Consider the following 25,807-nt stretch of genomic DNA (forward strand, 5'->3'; position numbering starts at 1 on the left):
TCTACAGCTCCCTCCGTTCTTTGTTGGCCAGATAGATGAAGAAGGGAACGCCGATCAGCGAGATCATCGCTCCGATCGGCGTCTCGAAAGGCGGATGGACCGTCCTTGCCGCCAGATCGGCCAGCACGACGAGCAGCGCTCCAAGCACCGCCGAGGTCGGGATGATCCACCGGTAATCGACGCCGACAAGCTTGCGCGCCAGATGCGGCACGAGCAGCCCGACGAAGGAGACGGCGCCGACGGCGGACACTGCCGACCCCGCCAGCACGACGACGATGGCGAGGCCAAGCCCCTTAACCAGCCCGGAGCGCAAGCCCAGTCCCCGGGCCACCTCTTCGCCGAGGCTCAGCATCGTAATCGAGCGGGAGAGCCCCATGGCTCCAGCGAGCGCAAGGGCGATCCATGGGGTCATGACCTTCAGCTCCAGCCAGCGCATGTTGGCGACCCCTCCCGCGAACCAGAAGGCCAAATCCTGGCCGATGCGGAAGTACAGCGCGATGCCCTCGCTGAGAGCCGTCAGCAGCGCCGAGAGCGTCACGCCGGCGAGAACGAGCCGTGTCGGCGTCAGCCCTCCGCGGACGGATGAACCGAGAGCGAAGACCAATGCCGCGCTCAGCGCTGCTCCGACAAAAGCCAGCAGCACGACATAACGGTACGGAAGGCCGGGCAGAAAGGCGAGGCAGAGCGCGATCGCAAAAGTCGCTCCCGAATTGAGGCCGATAAGGCCTGAATCCGCCAGCGGATTGCGCGTCATTCCTTGCATGACCGCTCCTGCAACCGCGAAGCTGCTGCCGACGAGCATGCATCCGAGCACACGCGGCAGGCGCAGCTCCTGAATAACCTGATGCTCCTTCAAGTCGGGGTTGTAATGGAAGACTGCTTCCCATACCATCCGGAACTTGATATCCATCGCGCCGAACGAGACCGACAGCGCCAGGCTGAACAGAAGCGCCGCCGCACCGGCAGCAATCAGGACAATTGCCGTCCTTGGCCTGGAATGGAGCTTATGCAGGGCGTCGTCCGCCTTTTTGCCGGCAGGCTGTCCGCCGTCCCTTCCCTTGCGTGTCGTTGCTGCCATAGTCCCGATTCCCCAGTCTGCGTATAATTTCAGGCCATCCGGCCTCCCAGCCGGCCTTCCGCATGGCCGCGGCGAGCTTCCGCGTTGATAAACGGAGCTCGGAGGCTTTGATAAACAAGGCTCCAAGCGAAAAAAGGGAGCCGCGGCTCCCTCTTCTCTATTCGTTCTTACTTTACGATATCCTTAAGCAGATTGTCGACCATCTGCGAGCTGGCAACCGGACCATAGTAGAGCCAGCTGGACGATTTCGGATATTCATATACGTTGCCGTTCTTGACGGCCGGCACGGATTTCCACAGGGCGTCATTCAACGCGGCGGATCCGGAGTCCTTGTCGCTGTTCACGAGAATGAGGTAATCCGCATCCAGATCGGCCAGCTTCTCCAGCGAGATGGCGTTCCAGTTGCCTGCGCCCGAGGCGGAAATCTCCTTGACGACTTCCGGCGCCTTCAGGCCGAGATCCTTGTAGAGCACCGCTCCGCTCGACAGCTTGTCGCTGACGACGTAGAATTTGCCCTGGACGAGCCAGACGGCGGCAACGGATTTGCCCGGAATCGCAGCTTCAAGCTTCGCCTTGGCGTCTGCAGCTTTCTTCTCGTAGTCGTCCAGCACTTTTTGGGCTTCGTCGCTCTTGTGAAGAACCTCGCCGATCTTCAGCAGCGCCTTGCGCCAGTCGTTGTTCACTTCGTCGCCGAGCACAAAGGTCGGGGCGATCTTGGCGTACTGGTCGTACTTGCCGCCTTCGACGGCGCTGTTGGAGCCGATGATGAGCAGATCGGGATCGAAGCTGGTCACCGCTTCAAGCGGAAGATCGTACGGAATGGTCGGGAGATCCTTCAGCGAATCCTGCAGGTACTCCTGGGTGCCGTTGGCGACAGACCACTGGGCTACCGGCTTCACGCCGAGCGACACCAGGTAGTCTTCCAGGTAGGAAGCGATGATGCGCTGCGGATCGGCCGGCACTTCGACCTCGTGGCCGAGCCCGTCCGTCATTTTGGTTTGAGCGGGCGATGCGGCCGGAGCCGTCGAGGCTGGCGGCGGCGAGGCGTCGTTGCCTGCCGCCGTGTTCGAATGATTGCCGCTTCCGCAGGCTGCGAGCAGCATGGACATGAATGCGATGCTGAGCAGCAGCGCCGGAACTTTCAGTTTGCTTTTTACCACGGGATATCCTCCTTGATGATGGAACCGATGCCGCCTGCATTGCCGGCTTGCCCGATTCGCCATTCATGACTGGTCAGTCGCTCCTGCCGATATCCAATCCGGATAGACAGGCATTTAAACCCTCAGTTAGTAATGATAATCAATATCAATTAATAGATCAACCTATTTGCTTTATTTCCATAAAATATTGTGTCCAAAAAGAAACAGATCCCGTCCCTCCGCAAAGAATCCGTACTTCAAGCCGCAATCATCATTCGATGCCTGACGAAATAACGAGGGCTTACAATGGCTGCAGCCCGAATTCAACCCATTCCACCTTAAGGAGGCTTCCATGGACGCCAAACAACGCAGCCGAATTCGACACGAAGAAGGTTCGGCGGCCGCATAAGCCTATCAAGCGGCTGCTCGGCGACCCCCTGGAGCGGAAATCCGATCACGATGCCGTCCATATCCGACCGCTGCTCCAATACATGCGGATGCTGCAGCTCGAGAGGCCGGATATCCGGGATTGATCTGAGATTTTCACGTGTTTATACTCAATAAATAAGATATCGAGCATGCAAGGACGCAAAACATGGACGAGCAGAATAATCGTTTCCTGGTTTCTTTGCTATCCTGTTCTGTTCATGCGTTCCGTTTCGGGCATTGGGGCTCCATGTTCAGATTCAGCAAGCATCGCTTATGCTGCGGGGCTCCAATGCTGCGGCTTCCTGCCGCAGGGGAGGGCAGCCTCGGAGCTTTTTCATTCCAAGGGGGATTTCAATGTCGACGCTGAACGGGAACCGCATCGAGCTAAGCTTTGTCGAGGAGAAGGATGCGCCTGCCTTGCTGAAGCTTGAGCGGAGCAACAAGGATTTTTTTCGCTTGTATTCGGGGACGAAGAACGATCAGTTCTACACGCTGGAAGCGCAGGAGGTTAGAATCGCCGGCGCCATGAAGCAGCGCGAGCAGGACCAAGGCTATCATTTGCTGATCCGGCCGCGGGGAGCGTCGGAGGTGATCGGGACGATCGCGCTGTCCGGGGTGGCTCGCGGCAGCCTCCAGAGCGCATGGCTCGGCTATATGCTTGATCGGGAGCATAACGGCAAGGGGCTCATGACCGAAGCGGTGCAGCTTATCGTCCCGTATGCTTTCGGCGAGCTCGATCTTCACCGCCTCGAGGCAGGCGTAATGCCGCATAACGAAGGCTCTATCCGGGTGCTGACCAAGGCCGGCTTCCAGAAGGAAGGATTGGCCCGCAAAAACGTGAGGATCAACGGCCGCTGGGAGGATCATGTGACGCTTGCCATCGTGCGGGAGGAGCCGGAGGAGGGGCAGCAGTCCGCCGAGGATTGAAGTCCTTTCATCCCTGCAAGAAAAAAGCCGTGCCCGTCTCCATCGAGACCAGGCACGGCTTTTGCGTCCTGCAGCCATCCAGCGCCGCCAGCATCGTCTCCCCGAGGCCTCTGGACGTCGTGCGAAGCTGGCTGCGCTCCTCCGGTTGCAGCATCGGCAAGCCGACGACCTCGGCCCAGCCCTCCTCTCCTTGCCGAATAGTTCCATGACGGACGGAGCGAAAGAGATCTTTTCAAGGCATTCTTGCAGGTATCCGGGGCATGGAGCTTGAATGTAGTAGAGACGCAACGATAAAGGAGGAATCGCCCATGCCGACGATTCAAATCGAGGGAAGAGAAGCTCTTCAGGCGAGCGAAGGCACGAAGCTCGTGCTCGCGCTGGAGGATAACGGGGTTGATATGCTTCACCGCTGCGGCGGCAACTCCCGATGCACCACCTGCGCCGTGGAAGTGCTGTCCGGAGACGCCCCGGAGATGGGAGAGGCGGAAGCAGCGACCCTGAGGAACAAAGGCATCGAGGACCCGGCCGTTCGGCTGTCCTGCCAGATCAGACTTGAGAACGACCTCGAGCTCCGGCTGATCAAGACGGCTTCTTCGACGGGATTGGAGCCCGGGCCGCGTCCCCAGGACTGAACGGGGCCTCCGCATTGTTTTGTTGACCCATGAGTTCAGTCCACAAAAAAGGCCAGGCAGAGTCCCCCGAGGACTCCGCCTGGCCTTTATGCGCTCGCCTGCCAGGGGCGGGCTTCTGCTGCAGCTCGTTCCTTGCCGCCCAAAATAGCGGACCGCCCTCGGAGCCTTCCGCCCCGCCTCACAGATTCTGCATCGTCACCCCGGCCTCCGGATCGAAGGCCAGCATCTTCGTGCCGATCTTGTCGATGAAGAAGCGGTCATGGCTGACCGTCACGACGGCGCCTGGGAAATGAATCAGCGCCTGCTCCATGACCTGGATGCTCGTCAGATCGAGATGGTTCGTCGGCTCGTCCAGGATGATGACGGCGGCGCCGGACAGAAGGCACTTGGCCAGCGCTACCCTCGCCTTCTGTCCGCCGGACAGATTGCCGATCGCCTTGCTGAGATCCGCCTCCGAGAACTGGAGCATCGACAGGAACTTGTTCACCTTCTTGCGCGGCGCGTCCAGCCCGAGCCCATACGTGTTCACGGCATGGCTGACGGTATCCTTCGGATCGAGCTCCTCCCACATGCGGTTGAAGTAGGCGTACCCGACGCCCTTCTCCCAGCTCACCTCGCCTTTCTCCGGCTTCTCCTGCCCCGTAAGCGCCTTGATGAGCGTCGACTTGCCGCTTCCGTTCGGACCCGTAATGACCAGACGGTCTTCCTTCTGGATATCGAAGCTGACGTTCTCGAAGATGATCCGGCCGTCATAGGCTTGTCCGATTCCTTTGACCTCCGCAAGCTTGTCGGGGAACCGGAGCCTTTCGTAAATGTCGGTAATGAGCACATTGACGGGATGAGGCTCGATCCGCTTCCTGCTGTCGGCCAGCTTGCGCGACAGCCGGTCCTTGGCCGACTTGCGCTCCGCCCGGCTGTCGATCGCTTCCGACTCCATGAGCAGGAGCTCCTCCTCCCACTCGAACTGGCGGTCAAGCTCCTTCTTGCGCATTTTCTTCTTGCGGACGTAGTCGGTGTAGTTTCCTTCATACTCCTGGAAATGATAATTCTCGATCTCGATCGTCCGCGTGACGACCTTGTCGATGAACTGCCGGTCATGGGAGATCAGAATCATGGCGCCGCCAAACCGGTACAGCCACTGCTCCAGCCAGGCGATTCCCTCGATGTCCAGGTAGTTGGTCGGCTCGTCGAGCAGGACGACATCGGGCTGCTCCACGAGCAGCTTGGCGAGAGCGGCGCGGTTGCGCCAGCCTCCCGACAGCTCGTCCACCGGCTGATGGCGCGAGCGGTCGTTGAACCCGAGCTTCGTCAGCACCGTGTTGATCTCCACGGACACGTTCCAGCCGTCCAGGTGCTCCATCTGCTCGAACAGCTCCGCCTGCCTCGTCAGCAGCCGGTCCATCTCGCCGTCATCCGTGACGGTGCCCAGCTTCTCCGCCACCTCCTGCAGCTCCCGCTCGATCAGGGCCACCTGCTCGAAGCACAGCTCCAGCTCCTGCTGGACGGACAGGCTGCCGCTCATCTCCGAAAATTGGGAGAAGTAGCCGATCCGCGCCTTCGGATCGACCTCCACCTTGCCCGATGTCGGCTCATCCTTGCCCATGATCAGCTTGAACAGCGTCGACTTGCCGGCGCCGTTGCGCCCGATGACGGCGACGCGCTCGCCCTGGCTCACGCGAAAATAAATTTCGCGGAATATAAGAGCATCCTCGTATTTCTTCGTGACATTTTCAAGCCGTATGACGCTCATCTCTTCCCCTCTTTCCCATTCCCCCGACTAGAGACTCTCCCTTCATTCTACCAGCAATGGCGGCGAAGGCGAGAATATTCCCGAGCGGCCGCCGCGATGAGGAAAAAAAAGGACCGGACGCCGCTGTGGGGGTCCGGCCTTGCCTCTCGGAATGAATGTCGCGTTACATCGAGCTTCCCGTCTCCGCTTGCCGTTCCGTCTTGGCCTTGCCGGACAAGAACCAGCCGCAGGCCGCGATCAGCACAAGCACGATATAGAACGTCAGCTTCCAGGCTGTCGATTCGGCAAAGTCATGCGGGATGACATGCAGCGCGGGATGCGCCAGCGTGTGCACCGCCAGCTTGACGCCCACCCAGCCGACGATGACAAAGGCGGCGACTTCGAGCGACGGCCTGCTCTCCAGCAGCTTGACGAACCAGTTGGCAGCGAAGCGCATGATCAGGAGGCCGATGAAGCCGCCCAGGAAGATGACGGCGAAGTGGCCGCCGTCCATGCCGCCGATCTTCGGCAGATTCGTCGCCGGCAGCGCCACGGCCAGCGCCACGGCAGCCAGGATGGAGTCGACGGCGAAGGCGATATCCGCCAGCTCCACCTTGATGACCGTCGGCCAGAACCCGGCTTTCTTGGGCTTGGCTCCGGTATGCGGCTCTGCGTTCCGCTCGCCTTTTTTGACCATGACTTTACGGAAAATATGATTGAGGGCAATGAACAGAAGGTACAACGCTCCTATCGCCTGCACCTGCCATACGTCCACGAGGAACGAGATGACGAACAGGGACGCGAAGCGGAACACGAACGCTCCGGCGAGGCCGTAGAAGAGAGCTTTCTTGCGTTCCTTCTCCGGCAGATGCTTCACCATGATCGCCAGCACGAGCGCATTGTCGGCCGCCAGCAGTCCTTCCAGGGCAATGAGGACGAGCAGCACCCATCCATATTCCATCAATAAAGCGAAATCCATCTTCTTCCTCCTCCAGATGAGCGGGCCGAACGCAAAAAGACCCTTGTCTCCCGAGGACATGAAAGCCTCGGATGCACAAAGGTCTCGCTAACAATGCGGTTCGGCATTGCCAGTAAAGCCGGAGAGCGGGCTCTCGTATTGACGACTTTACTGTGGCAGCTACTCCCCTTCGGAGTCCGGTTATCTTTTGCGTGTTCGAACAGCTTTTAATGATTGGTCTGTTGTAGTACGGGGATGGGCCCGGATGGTTTCTTTTTTATTCGGAAAATGTCACGGGCCCGGCAAGGCTCGGATCCGCCATCGCCGGAGCAAGCCGAATGGCTGACCGAATGCCGGATTTCCTGTCTGCCCGTAACCTCGCCATAGGCATCTGCATAGGATAACCCAGGTTTAATCAAAGGAGGGTCATCCTCATGAGCTCATCCTATTCCCACACGGAAGCGGCGGCGGCGCCGTTCTACAAATGCGAAGCCCACGTCGACCATACGCTGCGTTCGGTCAAGAGCCATCTGCATCAGCTCTGCTCGCAGCATGCGAATCGGCTCGTCAAGGTGGAGACGATCGACGGAGACGTCTTTGAAGGCTACATCGTCCATTGCCACAAGAGCATCCTTTGCATCCGTCTCTCCAATGAAGGCTGCAGCCGCGCCTTCCTGCCGGGACCGGTCAACCCGTACTACAACAATGTGATTCTGCCGCTTGTGCTGTTCGATCTGCTCGCCATCACCTTGCTGTAGCCTCATGCTGTCGGCATCGTCAGAAAGGAGTTTTGACCATGGGTTTCATGCTTCCTACGCCCCCGGGATTTCCGGGCGGTTTCCCCGGAGGTGCGCCGGGCGGGTTTCCGGGCGGTTCGCCGGGAGGTTTCCCGGGGGGATTCCCGGGCGGTACGCCGGGCGGTGTTCCCGGGGCGGGCGGAGCTCAGCCTCCCTCTTCGCCTCCGCCTCAAGGAGTGCCGCAAAAGCCGCTTGCTTCGGCCTTCGCCGTTGATCCCGGCGCCATCTCGGGCTGCTCCTTCCGCTTCACGTACATCTGGCCCCGGTTCGGGCCCGGCTTCTGGTTCTACCCCGTTTTTGTCGGCCGCACATCCGTCGCAGGCTTCCGCTGGACCGGGTTCAGCTGGGCGTTCTCCGGCCTGGATTTGCAGAGCGTCGAGTCCTTCACCTGTTAATGAGGAAGAAAAAAAGGACTGCCGAGCGAAACTCGGCAGTCCTTTTTTCCATTCCTACAGCTTGCCCTCAACGGTCGATTTCTCCGCCGCATCCACCGTATGCTTGAGCAGCATCGCAATCGTAACCGGACCTACGCCCGCGGGAACCGGGGTAATCGCGCTCGCCTTGACGGCGCAGGCCTCGTAGTCGGCATCGCCGACATTCCCTTCGTTGTAGCCGGCATCGAGAATGACGGCGCCTGCCTTGATCCATTCTCCCTGAATGAACTTCGGCTTGCCGACGGCCGCCACGACGATATCTCCAAGCGCTACGATCTCGTTCAGCCGCTGCGTCTTGGAATGGCAGACGGTCACGGTCGCGTTGCGGTTCAGGAGCATGAGCGACACCGGCTTGCCAAGAATCGGGCTGCGTCCGACGACGACGGCATGCCTGCCCTCGATCGGAAGGCCGTAATAGTCGAGAATGGCGACGACAGCGGCAGGCGTGCAGGATGGGTAGGCTGCGTAGCCGAAGGCGTTTTGCGCAAAGCCGAGCGCCGTGACCCCGTCCACATCCTTGGCGATCGCGATGGCCTCGAACGCCTCTCTCTCGTCGATCTGCTCCGGTACGGGATGCTGCAGCAGGATGCCATGAACGGCAGGATCCTCGTTCAGTCCGCGGATTACGTCCACCAGCTCGCCTGTCGTCGTTCCCGAATCGAGATGGATCCTCTTGGACTCCATGCCGAGCTTGCGGCAGGCATTGCCTTTCATGCGGACGTACGTCTCCGAAGCCGGATCATCCCCCACCAGAATCGTAACCAGGCACGGCACGACTCCCTTTGCGGCAAGCGCCTCGACTCTTCTGGCCAACTGCTCCTTGATTTCCCCGGCCACTCGGGCCCCATCCAATATCAGCGTTTGCTCCGGCATTTCTGCAGCTCTCCTTTTTTTTGTCCGCTTAAAAACGCAAAGAGGCAAGGGGTATCCCCCCTTACCTCTGCCCAGGCGTACGGCTGCTGTATCCATGCGCTCCCTCATGGTTGGACCCATGCTCCGCCAGTCACGCACAGTCGGAATTTACTTTTGATGATACTGAAATCAGGAAGGATTGTAAATGCATTTTCTGCGGCCGGCCGGATCGGCACCCCCATTCAAGCTTCATTACAGGTAGCGGCTCTAAGATAACGGCAACAACCCCTTGAAGGAGTGATCGGCCATGTTCTTCCGGCGCAAAAGATGACGACCAGACGATAAGCATCCGGAAAGTCCAGACCGGCTCAGGCTCCGATGCCGTCACTTACTTCGTCGCCGACGTGAAATTACGGGCACCGCGAACGTCCTGACCGCCCTGGCCAACCGCATGGTTTTCACTCACGGCAAAAAGCCGCGAACAAAATCGCTGCCCCGGTACTTCTCGCTCGTCCTGCTGAACTACGGCATGATGCTCCTGTTCCACTCCGGCATCGGCATTCCGCTCGTCGCCGCCAAGCTGATGACGGAAGCTTCCTTGTTCCTGATCAGCTATCGGGCGCAGCGAAGATTTGTGTATGACTGAATGGTAGAAATCGCCCCAAATGTGACGAAACAGTGAAATATGCAAAAATGAACTTTATATTATAACATAAATTTACAATAAAGTCAAGTGTTGTTTCTTCACTCCCCCCAATGATACAACGGAATCGAGGTGATGATCATGGAATCAAAAAGCTTGACCGCACTTGTCAGCGCGTTCTCGCGCGCCTACCACGCCGAGCACAATCCGGTCAAAATCTTCGACGACCGGATCGCCAGGCAGCTGCTGACCGATGAAGAGTACGACAGCATCTCCGCCAACATGTCGCGGGCGATCGCGTTTTTCCAGCCCGGGTTCTCGGGGACGCAGGAGCAGGCCCTCCGCCAGGTTGTCGACCGTCAGCTTTCGCCCACTCCGCTCGGCCGGGCGGCATTTGCCGAGCGGGCGCTGGCTGCGGCCGCCGCGCTTGGAGCCAGGCAGTACCTGATCTTCGCCGCAGGCTACGATACGTTCGCCTATCGCCAGCCGGAATGGGCCTCCCAGCTCGACATCTTCGAGATCGACCATCCCGTTACCGCCGCCGACAAACAGGCCCGCTTATCCGGCATGCGCATGGATCCGCCTCCCAATCTTTATTTCATCTCCGCCGACCTTCGCGAGCCGGACTGGCAGAGGCATGTGCTGGCCAGCCCCGGGTTCAATCCCGATCGGGTCAGCTTCTGCAGCCTGCTCGGCATCAGCTATTACCTCGCCAAAGAGGAATTCCGGCAGCTGTTGTCCGGCATCGTTTCCCTGCTTCCGGCCGGCAGCGGCATCGTCTTCGATTATCCGGATGAGCAGACCTTCACTCCTCAGGCAGGCGAGCGGGCGCAGAAGCAGCTCATGATGGTCGCGCGTGCGGGCGAGCCGATGCAGGCAGGCTACTCCTGCTCCGAGCTGGAGCGGATGCTCGAAGAGATGGACTTGCGGATTGATCAGCATCTGAATCCGGAGGAAATTACCAAGCTGCTGTTTCACGCCTATAATGAGAGCCAGCCCGAGCACCCGATCGAGGCCTTCGATCATGTGAACTATTGCTTGGCGGTCAAAAGGTAGCCGGAAGAGAGCCCGTCTCTATCCTGCCCTTCCTTGTGCCCGGGAACAACCGGCATTCATGCCCTGCTTTGAAACCGCCTGCCCGCTGCCGTCTTCAGGCTGGCGGTTTCTATCTTCGCGCAATCGCATTCCACTGGGCTTGCGGTCTACCGATTCTCTCCTTTGCCGCCGATAACGAGGTGAAGGGCATGAGATGAAGTAGAGAGAAGAGGGTGGGAACAAATGAATCGCAATCAAACCGCTTTGAAACCTCGCGAATGGATGCCGAGGACGACGGCCGCCTTCTGCGCAGGCGCCCTGGCCGCAGGCATGCTGGCCGTATGGCCCCAGACAGCCGAAGCCGCAGACAGCATAGGGAAAACAACCGCTGCGAGAACGAAGGAAGAGATCGTCGAGAAATGGATGCAGAGCTACCTGCCCATGAAGAGGTCCTTTGCCTATATGAGCGGGAACGACATTTACGAGCAATTGCCGAGTCTGACAGCTCCTTTCCAGGAAGGCAAATTAAAAGCCGAGTATATTGAAGACGGCGTGCGGGCGACGAACTTCGTCCGGTATTTGGCCGGAGTCCCCGATGACGTGCAGCCGGACTGGAGCCTGCACCGGCAGCAGCAGAGCGCATCGCTGATCAATGCGCTGAACGATCGGCTCAGCCATTCTCCGACCAAGCCGGCTGGAATGGAGGAGGAGGCTTACAAGCTGGGCTACGCCGGAGCGGGCAGCAGCAACCTGTATATGGGCAGCCCGACGCTGTACAGCAGCGTCCTCGGCTACATGTCGGACAGCGATCCAAGCAACATCGACCGGGTCGGCCACCGCAGATGGATTCTGAATCCGGCGATGACCCGGACGATGTTCGGCTATGTCCGAGCAGCCGAGACGGGCGGTTACGGGTCGCCGTACTCCTCCATGTACGTTTTTGACAAAGGAAGGACCGCTGGCAGCGTCGAGTACGATTACATCGGCTGGCCGGCCGCCGGGTACTTCCCGTCCGAAGCCTTCTCGCCATCGGATGCCTGGTCGGTATCGCTGAATACGGACCGGTACGACAAAAACAACACGGATTCCATCACCGTAACGGTGACCCGCCAAAGCGACGGCAGGCAATGGACGCTGGACAAATCGGATACGGACAAATCCGGCGAATACTTCCGTGTCGACAAAGGCGGTTATGGCGGCATTCCGGTCTGCATTATTTTCCGGCCGGGCGGAATCTCGGATATCAAGGAAGATGACCGCTTCCACGTGCGCATAGACGGCATCCGCTCCAAAGCCGGCGCGGAAACGTCGATCGAGTACGATACGGTCTTCTTCCGCATGACGGAAATGAAACGGTTCGGCAGCGACGCGATCGCGATAACACCGGGCGAGAGCGTGCCGCTGCGCCTCTACTCCACGGGCGAAGGCGCGGTGGCAGGCCGAATGGCGGGACAGCTGGAATCGAGCGATCCTTCCATTGCATCGGTGGATTCCTCCGGCGTCTTGCGAGGCGTGAAGGCGGGCGCCGCTTATATCCGCTACAGCAACTATTTGGGCCAGGAGAACTCGCTCTACGTCACCGTGCGACCGGCAGCGCCGGGCGATGCCCCGAGCGGCTGGGCGAAGGAAGCCTATGCGAAGGCGAAGGGCGCCGGTCTCATCCCCTATTCCCTGGACACGCAGTACCAGACGCCGATCCGCCGCATTGATTTCGTGCGCATGCTCGTCGGGGTTTATGAAAACACCACGGGAAGCAGTCTTCCGGCAGACCGGAAGCCGTTTCAGGATACGAGCGACTCCAACGTCTCCAAGGCGGTGTCTGCCGGACTGATCAGCGGCGTCTCCCCGACCGAGTTCGCTCCCTTGGCGAAGATTACCCGCCAGGAGGCCGCGGCCCTGCTGACCCGGCTGGAGAGCAAGCTGGCGAGCGTTGCCGGAAAGCCGCCGGGTTCCGCCGCACCAACCGGCCCGTTCGCAGATGACGAGGCGATCGCCTCGTGGGCGAAGGCGGACGTATACCGCTCCGTCGGTCTCGGCCTGATGCAGGGCGTCGGCCAGAACCGCTTCAACCCGATGGGCAATTTGACGGTGGAGCAGTCGATTCAGATTTTCCAGAGAACGTTCGAACGATTCGTGAGAGACTAGGCCCGCTGCCCGGGCTCCAGGCTCCGGATCCTGCATGAAAGCGCTAAGGGACACCTCGCGAGGTGTCCCTTTCGACGTGAACGGAAAGCCCCTGAGGGCTCTTCCCCGGCCTCGGCTTCAAGGCAAGCCGCCGTTTCGAGGGGACGACAGCCGCCCCCCGGCTCGCTTCGTATAAATCTTTTTAGTCTAAATTACCCCTTGATCCTACTGAAACTATATTCAACCATATTTCACGAGGGATAGATTTAATCCGCTCTAAATTTACACCTTAAATCCCTACTGCGACCTTGAGGAGTGATGGTGGTTGAAAACGAACGAACATGCAAATCAACCTGTGAGAGGCCGCTATGGTAACCCTTGCACCTCTCATTAGGCCATGGGAGGCAACCGGAAATGATGTCGCTAAAAAACATGGTACGGGGAACGGAAACCGATTCCGCGGCCAAACAACTGATTTCATGTTGGGAGCATGATGCCGGCACGCTGACGTTTTGGAGAGCAAGCAGCAATTTTGTCTACTTGTCGGAAAGAAACGGCGTTCGGCAATTTCTACGTTATGTCCATGAAGAGGACAACCGTCTCGAGAATATTCAGGCAGAGCTTGATTTCATCCTGTATCTGATATCGTCCGGCTATCCGGCTGCCGCTCCTGTCCTATCCCGATACGGCAACTGGATCGAAACGATCCAAACGGCAGATGGATCGTACTTCGGCGTTGTATTTGAACAAGCCAAGGGAAACCCTATTCCGCTGGATCTCATGACGGATCGGCATGCCGAAGAGTGGGGAAGATCGCTTGCTTCGCTGCATCTTTTATCCGAGTCTTATTCGGCTGTGCCGTCATCCCGACCAAGCTGGATGGACGCCCTAACCTTCATCGCCTCCGTATTGCAGCGGCATCCCTCGGAGGAAACGGCTCGGCACGAGCTTGAACGCATCCGTCAACAGCTCTCCAAGCTTCCGACTGACGAGAGACATATGGGCCTGATTCATTATGACTTCGAAACGGACAATATTTTTTATGACGAGGAGCAATCCCGCTATTCCGCCATCGATTTTGACGATGCCATGATCCACTGGTACGGAATGGATGCAGCATCCGCCCTGAGGGATCTGGCGGAGCAAGAGGATGCCGGCGCCCAGCGGAAAATCGAGCACTTTCTAACCGGATATCGGTCGATTAAGCCGTTGGATGAACGCTGCGTGCAGAAGTTTCCTCTTTTTCAGAGGTTTGCAGACCTGTATGCGTTCGCACGTCTCCTCCGCAGCGTGGAGAATATGGATATCCATCGGTCGCCCGAGTGGGCTCTTCAGCTTCGGATCAAGCTCTTGAAGGCGTGCGATCGGCTGCGGGAACGCTTGAGGCCGACCGTAGAACTGCGACCCATCGATTCAACTAACTGGCACGCTTGCACCCGGCTTGAAGTCACGGACGAGCAGAAGGACGTATTTCCTGTACCTGCGGTCTATTGGCTCGCTGAGTCCGCCTATTGCGGGTTCACCCCTCTCGCGATGTACACGGATGAACAACTCGCGGGATTCGCGGTGTACGCTGTCGATCCGGCTGACGGAAGCTGCTGGATCATGGCTTTTATGCTGGATCGCAAGTTCCAAGGAAGAGGGCTTGGACGCTCCGGGATGAAAGAGCTTATGCGTTATATCGAGGACAAGCAATGGGGCGGCACGATCAAGCTCGGCCATCGGTGCGACAACATGCGGGCATCACGCCTATATGCTTCTCTCGGCTTTGCGGAGATTAGCCGGGATGAGCGCGAAGTGGTGCGGGAATGGAGATTCCAGCCCTGATCTTTCCGTGAAGGGGAAGCCTACGGTTGCCTGGCGAAGGACAGCGGCCTCATTTCGCTGCTCAAGAGCAAACAAGGCGAGTGGAAAGTGGCGACGATTGATTAACGAGGAAGACCTCAAGAACCCGAGCCGGACGCGGGTTCTTGATGCTGGATTCGGATTCGGATTCCGATTCCTAAATTTACTTGATGACAGGAAAAAAAAGTGATTAAATAAAATAGACTGACCAGTCTTTTTTGCGGGGAAACAACAATCGTTTCTAATGGGAGGCTTTTGGCATGGAACTGAAATCCCTCGATCCCAACATTCGGACAGCTGTCGAACAGTACAAAGCATTGGAAGAAAAGATCGCTCATCTAAGCATGATTTCGAGTCTGGTCGGATGGGACCAGAAGGTAACTGCTCCCAAGAAAGGGAGAGACTTGTTCGCCAAAGCGATCGGGACCTTCCGAACGGAGCAGTTCAAATTATCCGTATCGGAGGAGATGGGCTCTCTGCTCCGCCTCCTGTCCGCTCCCGAGGTACAGGCCGACCTGGACGAAATTACGCAGGCGCAGCTTCGGGAACGCACTGCAGAATATGAGCGCTTCAAGAAAATTCCCGAAGACATGTACCGCGATTATGTCGTCCTCACCTCCAAAGCCAACCATGCATGGGAAGAAGCCAGAGAGAGAAGCGACTTTTCCCTCTTCCAGCCTTATTTGGAGAAGATCGTGGACTTCAACCGCAAGATGGCTGAGATTTTCGGCTATGATCAGCATCCTTATGATGCGCTTCTGCATGAATTCGAGCCGGGTTTAAGCGTGGCGGTACTGGATCCGTTGTTCGCCAAGCTGAGGGAGAGCAGCGTGGGCTTGCTGGAGAGGATCAACCGCTCCGGCAACAAGCCTTCGACAGCCGTCTTCGAGCAAGCATTCGAGGTGGACCAGCAGAAAAAATTCAACCACTACTTCCTTCCGATCCTCGGCTTCGACATGAACGCGGGACGGCTGGACGAGACGGTGCATCCGTTCGCCCAGTCCATGAACACCGGGGATGTCCGGATTACGACCCGATATCTCCAGAATAATGTGCGATCTGCGGTATTCGGGACGATCCACGAGGCAGGACATGGCATTTATGAGCAGAACATCGATCCGCGTTTCGAAGAAACCGTCCTATCCAGCGGAGCATCCTTCGGCATCCACGAGTCCCAGTCCCGCTTCCTGGAAAATATGATCGGCCGCAGCGAGTCGTTCTGGACGTACTTCTATCCCAAGCTCCAGGAGCACTTCCCGAAGCAGCTGGAAGGCGTCAGCCAGCATGACTTCTACCGGGCGATCAACAGCGTGCAGCCGACGATGATCCGGGTGGAAGCGGATGAGCTGACGTACAACCTCCATATCATGATCCGGTATGAGATCGAGAAGGCGCTGATCAACGGAGACATCGAGGTGGCGGAGCTGCCGGCGATCTGGAACGAGAAGATGCAGGAATACCTCGGCATTACGCCTGCCAATGATACGGAGGGCGTCCTGCAGGATGTCCACTGGTCCTTCGGCGGCTTCGGCTATTTCCCTTCCTACTCCCTCGGGAACCTGTACGCAGCCCTGCTGCTGAACACGATTCTGCGCGAGAAGCCCGACTTCTATGCCGACATCGAAGCCGGCCGCTTCGAAGGCATCCAGGAATGGCTGAAGGATAAAATTCATCGTCATGGCAAGCTCTACACGCCGGAGCAGCTGATCCGCCAGGTCACCGGCGAGGATCTGAAGGCCGACTATCTGGTGGACTACCTGGAAGAGAAGTACAGCCGCATCTACGGTCTCTAGCTCAGGCGCAAGACAGGCAGCGGCATATCGCTTCAACAAGGAAAGATGGAGGATCCATGAGGGATCCTCCATCTTTCTTTGTCAGGTCCGCATTAAAAAACAGAGCCGAGGTGATTGTTCCCCCAGGCTCTGCGTGCCTGATCCGGTTACAAATTGAACCTTTCTACAGCCGCTTCCAGAGTGGAGCTCCTTTTCTTCAACAGCTCCGTCGTATCGGTGATCCGCTTTGCCGCCTCCAGCTGAATCGTCGACATCCGTTGGATCGAGGCCGCGTTCTCCGCCGTTGCCGCTGTAATCCGGGCGATCTGCTCTACCGATGCGGCGGCCTCCTCGGAGCCCGCCAGCACCTCTTCCGCAGCGGCGGAAATCTCCTGGATATGGCTGTTCACAAAATGGAACCGATCCACCGTATCGACAAACAGCGCCTCCACCTGGCTGGAAAGCTCTGTCCCTCTGACCATTTCCTCGGCTTCCTCCGCCATCCTCTCGCCGATCAGAGCCGACTCCTGCTGGATTTGCTGCAGGAGCGAGGTAATCTGCGTCACGGACACGGAAGACGACTCCGCAAGCTTCCGGACTTCGCCGGCCACGACCGCAAAGCCCGCTCCATGCTCTCCCGCCCTCGCAGCCTCGATGGAGGCGTTCAGAGCCAATAGCTTGGTCTGTTCGGCGATGGCCGTTATCGCGTAGAGCACGGGTTCTATCTCATGCATGTACCTGTTCAGCACCTGCACGGAATTCGTCGTCTGCTCCGCCACATCGGAGATGGATGCGACCTGCTCTCTCAGCCAGAGAATCGAGCTTCTGCCCTGCTCCGCTGTTTCCAGCGCTCCACTGGAAGCGATCGACACGCTGGATGAAGCTTCCGACACCCGTTGGATGGCCTGGGTAATCTCCTCCATCGATTTTGCGCTTTCCTCCGCCCCGGAACGCTGATGCTCCGCTCCCTCGGCCATGTCCGCGATCGATTGTCCGAGCTGCACGTTCAAAGCCACCATCCGGTCCGCTTCCGTCCGGAACTGATCCGTGGAATGAACGAGATCATGCGTGGTCATCTTGACATCGCGGACGACATCCCCGAGCGTGACGCCCAATCTCTCGGTCATCTTCATCATGGCCGAATAAGCTTGTCCGATCTCGTCCTTCGAGCTTGCCCGCCGAATATCCAGATGGCTTTTCGCCTCCGCGAGATCCCCCCGGGCCATCGCTTCCGCACCTTTAACGATCATTCCCAAGGGCCGCAATGCCCGGGACATGAACAGCGCGATGAGCAGAAACACAGCCAACGTCAGAATTCCCATCAGGGCGAACACAGGCATGCTTTTATGCATGACTTCCCGATAGATCGTATTGGACACCGACACATTCGTATCGATTCCAATCGCGCCGATAACCGTTCCCGCCGAATCGAGAAGCGGTGCATAAGAGGAAATGTAATCGCCGTACTCCGTATTCTCGATGATGCCGGTTTTGGCTGTCTGTCCCTTCAGGATCGCTTCAACCGCTTCCTTGGGCACATCGGTTACTTCGCCGATCGGCGAAGCCGAGTCCGATCCCTTCGGCTGACCGTCGATGACAATGAGGGGCTGCCCTTTATCGTCGATTCTCACCGTATAGACGTACTGCGCCCCGATCTGCAGCCGGTAGCGGTTCAATTCCTCGCGAAGGCTCCAATAGAGATCATTCTCCCCGGCATCCTTCAGGTACGTTTCATAGGATTTCAAATCGAATTGCCCCGCATAAGCCTCCGCTGTGTGCATGCTGAAGCTGCCTATCGCTTCTTCGCTTGCCTTCTTGGTGCTGCGTATCTGCAGGTAGATCAAGGCGGAGGACAGGATGACGAGGGTCGACAAAATCATGATCGACAGCTTGAATACCAGGCGGCTTCTAAATCTAAACATGCAGTCCATGCTCCCTTTGATATCGTTTGCGAAATCGGTCCTGTTTCCATAGGTCCCCCGGAAATGAAGGGATCATCCTTATATCGGAATCAGCCGAGGGCATGTTTAGAATAGAGGGCATAAATGAATGCCGAGGAATCATGTCCCCCGCTTGGACTCCCAAACTCATCTAAAAGCGGGCGAACTCTCCCCCTATGGGGAAGCACATGGCCGCTCTCTCCTTCACTTCACGCGGAAAGTGCGTTGGCCGCTGCGGCGGATGATCAGCAGCGCGGCAGCCAGATACACCAGCGCCAAGCCTGCCGCCAAGGAGGCGAATGTTCCCGCTGCCGGCTTAAGCACGATGCAGGCTCCTCCCAGCATGGAAATGAACAAGCTGAAGATGAAGTACAGCGGATTTTTCACATTGAGCTCCGTAGAGTAGGGCTGGAAGAAGTAGTACATGAACAGATGATGGACGGAATAGAAGAGCGACAGGAACAAGACAGATATCCATAACAGCACAATCTCCATCCCCAGCCAATCGTTGCCCGCTGCGGCTTGCAGGATGGCAAGGACCGTTCCGAGAGCCGCGGCGATCAGCAGGTTGAAGGCTGCGATCCGGACAAGGCGAAGGCGAAAATGCTGGCTCGCGGCCGACCGGTAGAAGCTGTGCCGCATCAGGCTGAGGTCGCAGTGGTAAAACATGGCCTTGCACATTTTTTCTCCGACCGCGATGAAGTTGAAGCCCAGCAAAAGATACGGGTATACCATCGCCAGCTCCAGCCCGAGCCCGTCGAGCTGCTCGCGAAATGCCAGCGCGGCTGCGGCCAGCAAGGCTCCCCCCGCTCCAATGACGATCAGGCGCATTTTGACTGGGGCTACGAGCAGGCTGCGATGGCGGGCAAAAAAGATCGCATTCAAATAGCGGTAGCCTTCCAGTCCTTCCAGCTTGCTTCTTGATTGCAGGGTATAGTCGCTGTCCTTTGATTGGACGCTTGTCTTCTGCGCCTCCGACATCATGCGTCCGACGTCCAGCAGCGGGTCATCCCGCTTGGCGGCGGCATCGACCGTCCTTCTGTACTGCTTGTAGCGCCACAGCCGGACGGCCGCAAGCAAGCCGGCCGCCGCCATTACAAGCTGAATGGGCCGGCTGAGCATCCAGGCTCCGGCTGCGGGTACGGCATCGCTCAGGAGCGGCGCATATGCAGCCGCGAACGAGAGGCAGATGACGATCCAGACCAGCCCGACTTTCTTGATCAGGATGATTCCCTTGCGGTCATACAGCAGCAGATGAAGATATTCCATGAAAATCCGCCACAGGGTCAGCGCCGCTGCGAGCAGGATGGCATCCAGCGCGCCAGCCCCTAGCGCCAGAGCGAAAATGATCAGGACCGGCACATAAAAAACAAAATAAGCCGCATAGCGGTATGCCAGTGCTGCCTTCATGTATCGGGCCGGAGACAGCCTCATCAGCTTGACCGCGACGTACTTCTCCCGCTTGGGCTCCAGAATGGTCGCTGCGCTGACGCCCGCCGCGACAAAGCTGGTCAGGAAAAACAGATGAAGAAACAGCGTCCACCGCTCATCCCCGGATAGATCCGGCACGGCCGACACCGGCAAATAGAGAAATAGTCCGACAAACGCCAGCTTGCCGGCAAAGTTCCCGAGCAGGCTGAGGAGGAATGCCGCTGCCGACAAGATTTTCTTCGCGCCCAGCTTGGCGTAGAGCCTGTCTGGAATCCGCTTGCCGACAAGCGGCAGCTTCTGAAGGTAGTAGACGACTAGATTCGCCATGGACGAGGTGCGGATCGCGATCAGGGTGCTAAGCGTTTTCTGCATGGCTCTCGTCCTTCAGCAGATCGATGACGCTCTGCTCGAACTCCGGGCTGCGCAGCAGATCGGCAGGCACGGAGGACAGCCTGCCCTTGCTCAGAACGACCAGCTCGTCGCATAGATCGGAGGCGAGCTGCAGGATATGCGTGGAGAAGATGAGAATATGGTCCCTTTTCATTTCCCGCAGCATGGTTTTCATTTCCAGCGCCACGATGACGTCGAAGGAAGTAAGAGGCTCATCCAGCAGGATGACCAGCGGCTTGGTGATGAGGAACAGCAGCATCTGGAGCTTGTTCTTCATGCCGTGGGAATAACCTTTGATCAGCTTATGCCGATCCTCCTCGGTCATGCTCATCATGTCAAAGTATTCATCAATGGTCCGGTCCATCTGCAGCCTGCCCCGGTTGATGTCCATGAAAAACCGGACGAACTCGTAGCCGGTCAGGAACTCGGGCAGGATGGGCAGCGAATAGATGTAGCCGACGTCCTGCTCGTCCAGCTCCCGTGCCTGACGGTCTTCCTCCAGAAGCACTTTCCCTCCGTCCATCCCCATTTCTCCGCTCAAGCAGTTGAACAGCGTTGTTTTGCCCGCGCCGTTGCGTCCGAGCAGGCCGTAGATTTTCCCTTTCTCAAACGTATAGGACGCTCCCTGGAGCACCTTTTTGCCGTCGAATTCCTTGACGACTCCATCGATCCGCAATCGCATTCGCAGTTCCTCCATCTTTTCCAAAAAACGGATTTTTGTGTTAGCCGTACTATACGGACCAACCGCGGAGAGGTCTCAAAATGGGAACGGGACGGATTCGGAGGGCTTCTCCCGAATCCTCTTTTTTCATCAACTAATTTACACTTCATGTAACCTCTATATATACTGGATGGATATACATAATGAACCCAATGGGGAGGGATTTTGGTGCAAAAGACAATCCAAATAGGCATCGTAGGTTACGGAAACCTCGGAAAAGGCGTCGAGAAAGCGATCGCTCAAAATCCGGACATGGAGCTTGCGGCTATTTTTACCCGCAGACAGCCTGATGAAATGATCGGCGGAGAAGGCGTCCGCTTCGAACCTATTTCGGCCGTAGAGCAATACAAGGGCATTATCGATGTCATGATTCTATGCGGGGGCTCCGCCACCGACCTGCCTGAGCAGACTCCCGCGATTGCGGGTATGTTCAACACCGTCGACAGCTTCGATACCCATGCCAAAATTCCGGAATTCTTTGAAAAGGTCCATGCCGTTGCCTTGCAGTCAGGCACGCTCAGCATTATCTCGACAGGCTGGGATCCGGGTCTATTCTCGCTCAATCGTCTCCTGGCGGAAGCCATTCTTCCCCAAGGCCAAGAGTACACGTTCTGGGGCAAAGGCGTCAGCCAAGGCCACTCCGATGCCATTCGCCGGATACCTGGCGTCAAGGCGGGAGTTCAATATACCGTGCCGGTTCAAGAAGTCATCGACCAGATTCGTTCGGGTCAAACGCCGGAGCTCGCGACGCGGGACAAGCATGTAAGGGAATGTTTTGTCGTTGCGGAGGAAGGCGCGGATAAAAAGGCGATTGCCGAGACGATCGTCACCATGCCGAACTACTTCTCCGACTACGATACGACCGTAACCTTCATTACCGAAGAACAGCTGCAAGCGGAGCATCAAGGCATGCCGCATGGCGGTTTTGTCATCCGCAGCGGTGTGACCGGTACCGGAACGAAGCAGATTATGGAGTTCGGCCTGAAGCTCGAAAGCAATCCGGAATTCACGGCAAGCGTTCTGGTCGCATGCGCGAGAGCGGGGCATCGTTTGAGCCAAGAGGGAAATAAGGGGGCGAAAACCCTGTTCGACCTTCCGATCGGCTATTTGTCGCCGAAGTCGGCCGAGCAGCTGCGGCGCGAGCTTCTGTAGCCGTTTCCTCCGATATAAAAAACGGCATTGCCGGGCAACTTTGCCCTGGCAGTGCCGTTTTTTCTTTTCATAGACTATGCCTATTCGCTAGATGATTCTCATATTGCTCGATTGAATCTGCAAATGGGTCTTTCCCATACAGCGCATTCAAATGATCGATGAGCTCGATTCCCCAATCATTCATTGCCTTCAATAAAGGCGTCAGGCGTTGACCGTATACCGTTATCGAATATTCGACTTTGGGAGGAATTTGGGATAGATTTCGCGATGGATGATATCGTGATGCTCCAATTCCCTCAACTGTTTCGCAAGCATTTTCTTGGTGATGTCCGGAATCGCTTTTTGAAGCTCGCTGAACCTCATCGTGCCATTCGCAAAAAGGCGCAGCAGAATGACAGGCTTCCATTTTCCTATGAATATTTCCAAAGTCTTTTCAAATTTGCAATAAGCCGTCATTCCTATCCTCCGATCCGTTATTCCATCCAGGTATACTTTTGTATCCCAGGTCTATTTCAAGTGCCTACTTCCGCTAAAGCAGCCTACAAAATACTATAGTCCTAGGAGCTGTGAATGCACAAATAAAGGAGCTGCCCCATCATGAATATGACGTTATGGATTGTGCAAGGACTATTGGCGGCAGGATTTATTTTTTCCGGCTGGATGAAGGCGTTCCAGCATGAAAAGGCAAAATCGTCCTGGTCTTGGGTCAAAGACGTTTCGAGAGGATTCGTAGTCTTTATCGGTATCGTCGAACTGCTTGGGGTGCTTGGCTTAATTCTGCCTCAAGCGACGGATACCGCATCGGTCCTGACGCCCCTGGCCGCCGGCGGGCTTGGCGTTATTGTGCTGTTGGGGGCCATATTCCATGTCAGGCGCAAAGAATTCAAAGAGATTGGCGTAAACGTGGTTTTCCTTGCGCTGCTTCTATTTGTAGCGCTAGGCCGCAGAGTCTGGGGATACTAGGGAGAGAGCGGATAAGGCCTGAGTGGAGCTGGGGAGATTTTCGGGAGGAACGATAAGGCGGAAAGGCCCTGCAGATTAATTTGCGGGGCCTTTTTGGTGTAGCTGATGGGTCTAAAGGTTGTATTGTCTTGCTGGATTTTATGACCGGATTGGCAACTCTTAATGGTTTCACGTGTTTACTTTGACAAGTTGAGCGCTAGAATCAATCTTTAAAAAATCGCTCATGGTGTCAAAAAAATATGCAATAACGTAATCAAATCAATGCACGATTTGATATATTCACTAATTTCTCCAATTCTTTTATTCTAATATGATTAAGCTTGTCTTTTTGTAGCATAGAATATCTTAATAATTTTGCAAAGTCGTTCTCAGTCGGCCACTTGCTAGCATTCTCTATGTTTTTATTAATATATTTATCATACTCCTTGCCTGAGCAAAAAGCCTTAAAATACCATTCTATTGCCTTGTCCATCATCTTTATCTTTTCTTCCAAAATCGACTCCAATGACCAAAGACGACCGCAGATTAAAGAAATGGTAAGTGCACATTTGAGCTTATGATCTTCATTTTCTTTAGCCATGTCGTAACTCTTTATTCCAAAAGTAAATGCCCTTGATAAAGCCTCTTTATCCTTACCCCTTATATTGTAATGAGCTTTGGCTCTTTGCAACCAATAATGCATGTCACTCGAAAGAATAACATCTAACTCAGAATATAAGTTAAGTATTAAAGAACTTACTCCTGAAACCTCTTTTGAACTAAAAAGTTGATTTAATGTGTCATACAACATTATTGTTTTTGATGTTTCATTATAGCGAGGGTTACCTGCTAATTTTTTCACGACTAGGCTTATTGCGTTGATAATTTTTTGATTTCCGATACCTGAACTTAAATAATTAATCAATGCACCTTTACTATTGTGAACCAATTTCCTTCCTGAATGATACTCTTGTTCTTCACGAGTAGTTTCTTCAGTTTCTATTAATAAAGACATTTTCCTAGTTAATTGTTCAATTTGATTTGTATCAAACCCGATAGAAAGCAATTCTCCATAATACGCTTTATCTCTGGAAGCAACAATTATTATAGCAGCTAATTCTTTTTCACTAAGTGTACCTGTCGCTTGAAATTTTTTGGAATCACCTACCTTTTGAACACTATTCAAGTAAAAAATGTAATCAATATTTGTCTGTGTGGATATTCTATCTATCCAACCCAATTTCGATGCACTTTGATTAAATGCTTTAAGTTCATCTATTGAGAAATAGTTTCTTACATAGTACTCGTCTTTATTATCAAATCGTGACCATATTCCATCACTTGAATTTGTTGCAATTATTATCTTTATCCTATTTTCTATCAACCGCGATTGAAGGTCGAGCAATAATCTACTTGCACTATAAATAATTGAATTGGAATCAAAAAGAAAGATACAATCTTGCTCATTTACCAAACTTTGAATTAATATATCATCCACTGTGATATTTGATGGAAAATAATAAATACTTCTATCTGGTAACATTTCAGTGATATTGGCGAGCAAGTAGGACTTACCGCTAAATCGTCTTCCTTTAATACAGACTATTACTTTATCAGATAATTCCCTTACAATTTTGCTTGCTAGTGTTCTTTGAATATAAAATTCCGCTTTGCTAAATACATTGGCATTAATCTCAAACATTTTTTCGCCGTATAAGAGATCAAGTTGCCTTTTATAATTACTTGTTTCAACTCTTTCAAATGATGGGTTCTTATATTTATATTTTCCGAATCTATCTTTCCCTTGAATCTCCTGAAGTTTTTTAGAAAATTCAGAATAAAAAATATCATATGACTCAACAAGAAGTATATCTGTTATCCCCTTATTAGAGAGAGCTATTTCTTGTGCCTTATCAGGTTTAGATGTTCTTACTAAAATACGCTTGTTATATTGTAAATCATTTTCAGGAATAAGTTTTAAAATGTACCCTATATCAAACTCTTTTAATAAACTACACCCAACAAATATTATATTTTTGGTACCGAAATCTGCACGTATGTAGTCTCTCATGGTCTTATTCTCTTCACTTGCTAATGAGCGTTCATATTGAGAGGGACTGAATATTAAGTTTTCAGCATCCTCATATTCAACTTCATAATTTGCATCACCGTGTAGTTTAAAAACAGGCTTTTTGTGTTTGAAAATCGAACTTGATATTTTTTTGTATGGAACAATTTTTTCGAAATTTGTGTTCTTTTCAATTGCATCATCAATATTTAAAGTATAAATATAAGGCCAATCAAGATTCACAAAACTATGCCTAGCATCACTTTTGTCAATAACAACTTTTGTAAAGTAATTTGTAAGAAAATCGCGTTGTTTATCTTTTGGAACCTCTCTAGAAAAGAAAACCGATGACGTATTATCTAATTCATAATCATGAATACTATCCTCAGATATTTCTGGGCAAGAAGCTATAATAATTTTTTTCATAATTTCATTTGCTTCATTTCCATCAGGTACAATGCCACGCTTACTCTTTAAACCTCGCGTAAATCCACTTCCTATAAGAGGAATGAGTTTACCTTCGGCAGCTAGTTGTGTCATTCTAAATAGCTCTTCATTGAAATTTAAATAATTCATATTTACCTCCATATTTGAATATAAATTATATCCATCCTAATGCACTTTTCAAGGAAATAAAAGTCTTTTTTCGACATCATTTATTAAACATTAACTCCCCAGAAAAACAATTGTTTTCAACTTTTTATAACAAATATCTACAGGGGATTTATCTTGTCTTGTGACCCCTACGGTGTAAGAACATTGTAGAATA

Annotated in this window: 22 protein-coding genes, 1 pseudogene and 1 riboswitch; of the genes and pseudogenes, 12 read left to right on the top strand and 11 right to left on the bottom strand. The window is 54.7% G+C overall.

The window, feature by feature from the left end; all coding sequences use genetic code 11:
* Position 1 precedes the first annotated feature (1 nt).
* Both PHU01S_RS13295 and PHU01S_RS13300 read right to left on the bottom strand, forming a co-directional pair.
* Positions 2-1,078, bottom strand: a complete 1,077-nt coding sequence (locus PHU01S_RS13295) for a FecCD family ABC transporter permease (protein WP_049868684.1) — start codon at positions 1,076-1,078, stop codon at positions 2-4.
* A 167-nt stretch (positions 1,079-1,245) separates the two neighbouring features.
* On the bottom strand, positions 1,246-2,238 hold the full coding sequence (locus tag PHU01S_RS13300) for an ABC transporter substrate-binding protein (protein ID WP_246029226.1): 993 nt from the start codon (positions 2,236-2,238) through the stop codon (positions 1,246-1,248).
* A 257-nt stretch (positions 2,239-2,495) separates the two neighbouring features.
* Between PHU01S_RS13300 and PHU01S_RS26330 the strand changes: the two genes are divergently transcribed.
* A complete protein-coding gene (locus PHU01S_RS26330; RefSeq protein WP_021878780.1) occupies positions 2,496-2,750 on the top strand; it encodes a hypothetical protein in 255 nt (84 codons plus the stop codon).
* 250 nt (positions 2,751-3,000) lie between these two features.
* Entirely contained in the window at positions 3,001-3,573 is a 573-nt protein-coding gene (locus tag PHU01S_RS13310) for a GNAT family N-acetyltransferase (RefSeq protein WP_049868683.1), read from the top strand.
* A 7-nt stretch (positions 3,574-3,580) separates the two neighbouring features.
* On the opposite strand, the gene PHU01S_RS25780 is transcribed toward PHU01S_RS13310, so the two are convergent.
* The gene (locus tag PHU01S_RS25780; protein ID WP_157053987.1) at positions 3,581-3,733 is read right to left on the bottom strand and encodes a hypothetical protein; all 153 of its coding nucleotides are present in this window, start codon (positions 3,731-3,733) and stop codon (positions 3,581-3,583) included.
* 148 nt (positions 3,734-3,881) lie between these two features.
* On the opposite strand from PHU01S_RS25780, the gene PHU01S_RS13315 reads away from it, so the two are divergent.
* Positions 3,882-4,205, top strand: a complete 324-nt coding sequence (locus PHU01S_RS13315) for a 2Fe-2S iron-sulfur cluster-binding protein (protein ID WP_048745628.1) — start codon at positions 3,882-3,884, stop codon at positions 4,203-4,205.
* A 178-nt stretch (positions 4,206-4,383) separates the two neighbouring features.
* On the opposite strand, the gene PHU01S_RS13320 is transcribed toward PHU01S_RS13315, so the two are convergent.
* Both PHU01S_RS13320 and PHU01S_RS13325 read right to left on the bottom strand, forming a co-directional pair.
* Positions 4,384-5,955: an ABC-F family ATP-binding cassette domain-containing protein gene (locus PHU01S_RS13320; protein WP_048744948.1), complete on the bottom strand. Its 1,572-nt coding sequence runs from the start codon at positions 5,953-5,955 to the stop codon at positions 4,384-4,386.
* Between the two features lie 163 nt (positions 5,956-6,118).
* Positions 6,119-6,913: a TerC family protein gene (locus PHU01S_RS13325; protein WP_049868682.1), complete on the bottom strand. Its 795-nt coding sequence runs from the start codon at positions 6,911-6,913 to the stop codon at positions 6,119-6,121.
* A gap of 413 nt (positions 6,914-7,326) precedes the next feature.
* On the opposite strand from PHU01S_RS13325, the gene PHU01S_RS13330 reads away from it, so the two are divergent.
* A complete protein-coding gene (locus PHU01S_RS13330) occupies positions 7,327-7,650 on the top strand; it encodes a hypothetical protein (RefSeq protein ID WP_021878787.1) in 324 nt (107 codons plus the stop codon).
* A 38-nt stretch (positions 7,651-7,688) separates the two neighbouring features.
* Positions 7,689-8,084 carry a transporter gene (locus PHU01S_RS13335; RefSeq protein WP_048744951.1) on the top strand — a complete coding sequence of 132 codons (396 nt, stop codon included), beginning with the start codon at positions 7,689-7,691 and terminating at the stop codon, positions 8,082-8,084.
* Between the two features lie 54 nt (positions 8,085-8,138).
* Here PHU01S_RS13335 and PHU01S_RS13340 read toward each other — a convergent pair whose 3' ends face one another.
* The gene (locus PHU01S_RS13340) at positions 8,139-8,996 is read right to left on the bottom strand and encodes a bifunctional 5,10-methylenetetrahydrofolate dehydrogenase/5,10-methenyltetrahydrofolate cyclohydrolase (RefSeq protein WP_127507976.1); all 858 of its coding nucleotides are present in this window, start codon (positions 8,994-8,996) and stop codon (positions 8,139-8,141) included.
* 62 nt (positions 8,997-9,058) lie between these two features.
* A riboswitch (ZMP/ZTP riboswitch) is annotated at positions 9,059-9,140 on the bottom strand.
* A 286-nt stretch (positions 9,141-9,426) separates the two neighbouring features.
* Here PHU01S_RS13340 and PHU01S_RS13345 point away from each other — a divergent pair.
* The 5 genes from PHU01S_RS13345 to PHU01S_RS13365 all read left to right on the top strand — a co-directional run bounded on the left by PHU01S_RS13345 (position 9,427) and on the right by PHU01S_RS13365 (position 16,415).
* The gene (locus PHU01S_RS13345) at positions 9,427-9,621 is read left to right on the top strand and encodes a GtrA domain-containing protein (protein ID WP_021879471.1); all 195 of its coding nucleotides are present in this window, start codon (positions 9,427-9,429) and stop codon (positions 9,619-9,621) included.
* 138 nt (positions 9,622-9,759) lie between these two features.
* Entirely contained in the window at positions 9,760-10,674 is a 915-nt protein-coding gene (locus PHU01S_RS13350; RefSeq protein ID WP_127507978.1) for a class I SAM-dependent methyltransferase, read from the top strand.
* A 222-nt stretch (positions 10,675-10,896) separates the two neighbouring features.
* Positions 10,897-12,798 carry an S-layer homology domain-containing protein gene (locus PHU01S_RS13355; protein WP_127507980.1) on the top strand — a complete coding sequence of 634 codons (1,902 nt, stop codon included), beginning with the start codon at positions 10,897-10,899 and terminating at the stop codon, positions 12,796-12,798.
* 393 nt (positions 12,799-13,191) lie between these two features.
* Positions 13,192-14,604, top strand: a complete 1,413-nt coding sequence (locus tag PHU01S_RS13360; RefSeq protein ID WP_084781567.1) for a GNAT family N-acetyltransferase — start codon at positions 13,192-13,194, stop codon at positions 14,602-14,604.
* A gap of 278 nt (positions 14,605-14,882) precedes the next feature.
* Positions 14,883-16,415 carry a carboxypeptidase M32 gene (locus tag PHU01S_RS13365; RefSeq protein WP_127507982.1) on the top strand — a complete coding sequence of 511 codons (1,533 nt, stop codon included), beginning with the start codon at positions 14,883-14,885 and terminating at the stop codon, positions 16,413-16,415.
* A gap of 146 nt (positions 16,416-16,561) precedes the next feature.
* Here PHU01S_RS13365 and PHU01S_RS13370 read toward each other — a convergent pair whose 3' ends face one another.
* From PHU01S_RS13370 to PHU01S_RS13380, 3 genes are all read right to left on the bottom strand, one after another.
* Positions 16,562-18,316 carry a methyl-accepting chemotaxis protein gene (locus tag PHU01S_RS13370; RefSeq protein WP_164763065.1) on the bottom strand — a complete coding sequence of 585 codons (1,755 nt, stop codon included), beginning with the start codon at positions 18,314-18,316 and terminating at the stop codon, positions 16,562-16,564.
* Between the two features lie 222 nt (positions 18,317-18,538).
* The gene (locus tag PHU01S_RS13375; protein ID WP_127507987.1) at positions 18,539-20,137 is read right to left on the bottom strand and encodes a hypothetical protein; all 1,599 of its coding nucleotides are present in this window, start codon (positions 20,135-20,137) and stop codon (positions 18,539-18,541) included.
* Positions 20,121-20,837: an ABC transporter ATP-binding protein gene (locus tag PHU01S_RS13380; protein ID WP_127507989.1), complete on the bottom strand. Its 717-nt coding sequence runs from the start codon at positions 20,835-20,837 to the stop codon at positions 20,121-20,123. Before PHU01S_RS13380 ends, PHU01S_RS13375 begins: the two co-directional genes overlap by 17 nt.
* A gap of 207 nt (positions 20,838-21,044) precedes the next feature.
* Here PHU01S_RS13380 and PHU01S_RS13385 point away from each other — a divergent pair, with 207 nt between their 5' ends.
* Positions 21,045-22,028, top strand: coding sequence for a diaminopimelate dehydrogenase (locus PHU01S_RS13385; protein ID WP_127507991.1), 984 nt, complete (start codon positions 21,045-21,047; stop codon positions 22,026-22,028).
* A gap of 67 nt (positions 22,029-22,095) precedes the next feature.
* Here PHU01S_RS13385 and PHU01S_RS13390 read toward each other — a convergent pair.
* A pseudogene (locus tag PHU01S_RS13390) lies at positions 22,096-22,484 on the bottom strand (winged helix-turn-helix transcriptional regulator).
* Positions 22,485-22,625: 141 nt separating this feature from the next.
* Between PHU01S_RS13390 and PHU01S_RS13395 the strand changes: the two are divergent.
* Positions 22,626-22,991 carry a DoxX family protein gene (locus PHU01S_RS13395; RefSeq protein WP_127507993.1) on the top strand — a complete coding sequence of 122 codons (366 nt, stop codon included), beginning with the start codon at positions 22,626-22,628 and terminating at the stop codon, positions 22,989-22,991.
* A gap of 253 nt (positions 22,992-23,244) precedes the next feature.
* On the opposite strand, the gene PHU01S_RS13400 is transcribed toward PHU01S_RS13395, so the two are convergent.
* On the bottom strand, positions 23,245-25,614 hold the full coding sequence (locus tag PHU01S_RS13400; protein WP_164763066.1) for an SIR2 family protein: 2,370 nt from the start codon (positions 25,612-25,614) through the stop codon (positions 23,245-23,247).
* Positions 25,615-25,807 lie beyond the last annotated feature (193 nt).

The organism is Paenibacillus humicus NBRC 102415, assembly GCF_004000905.1.
Lineage (GTDB): Bacteria > Bacillota > Bacilli > Paenibacillales > Paenibacillaceae > Paenibacillus_O > Paenibacillus_O humicus.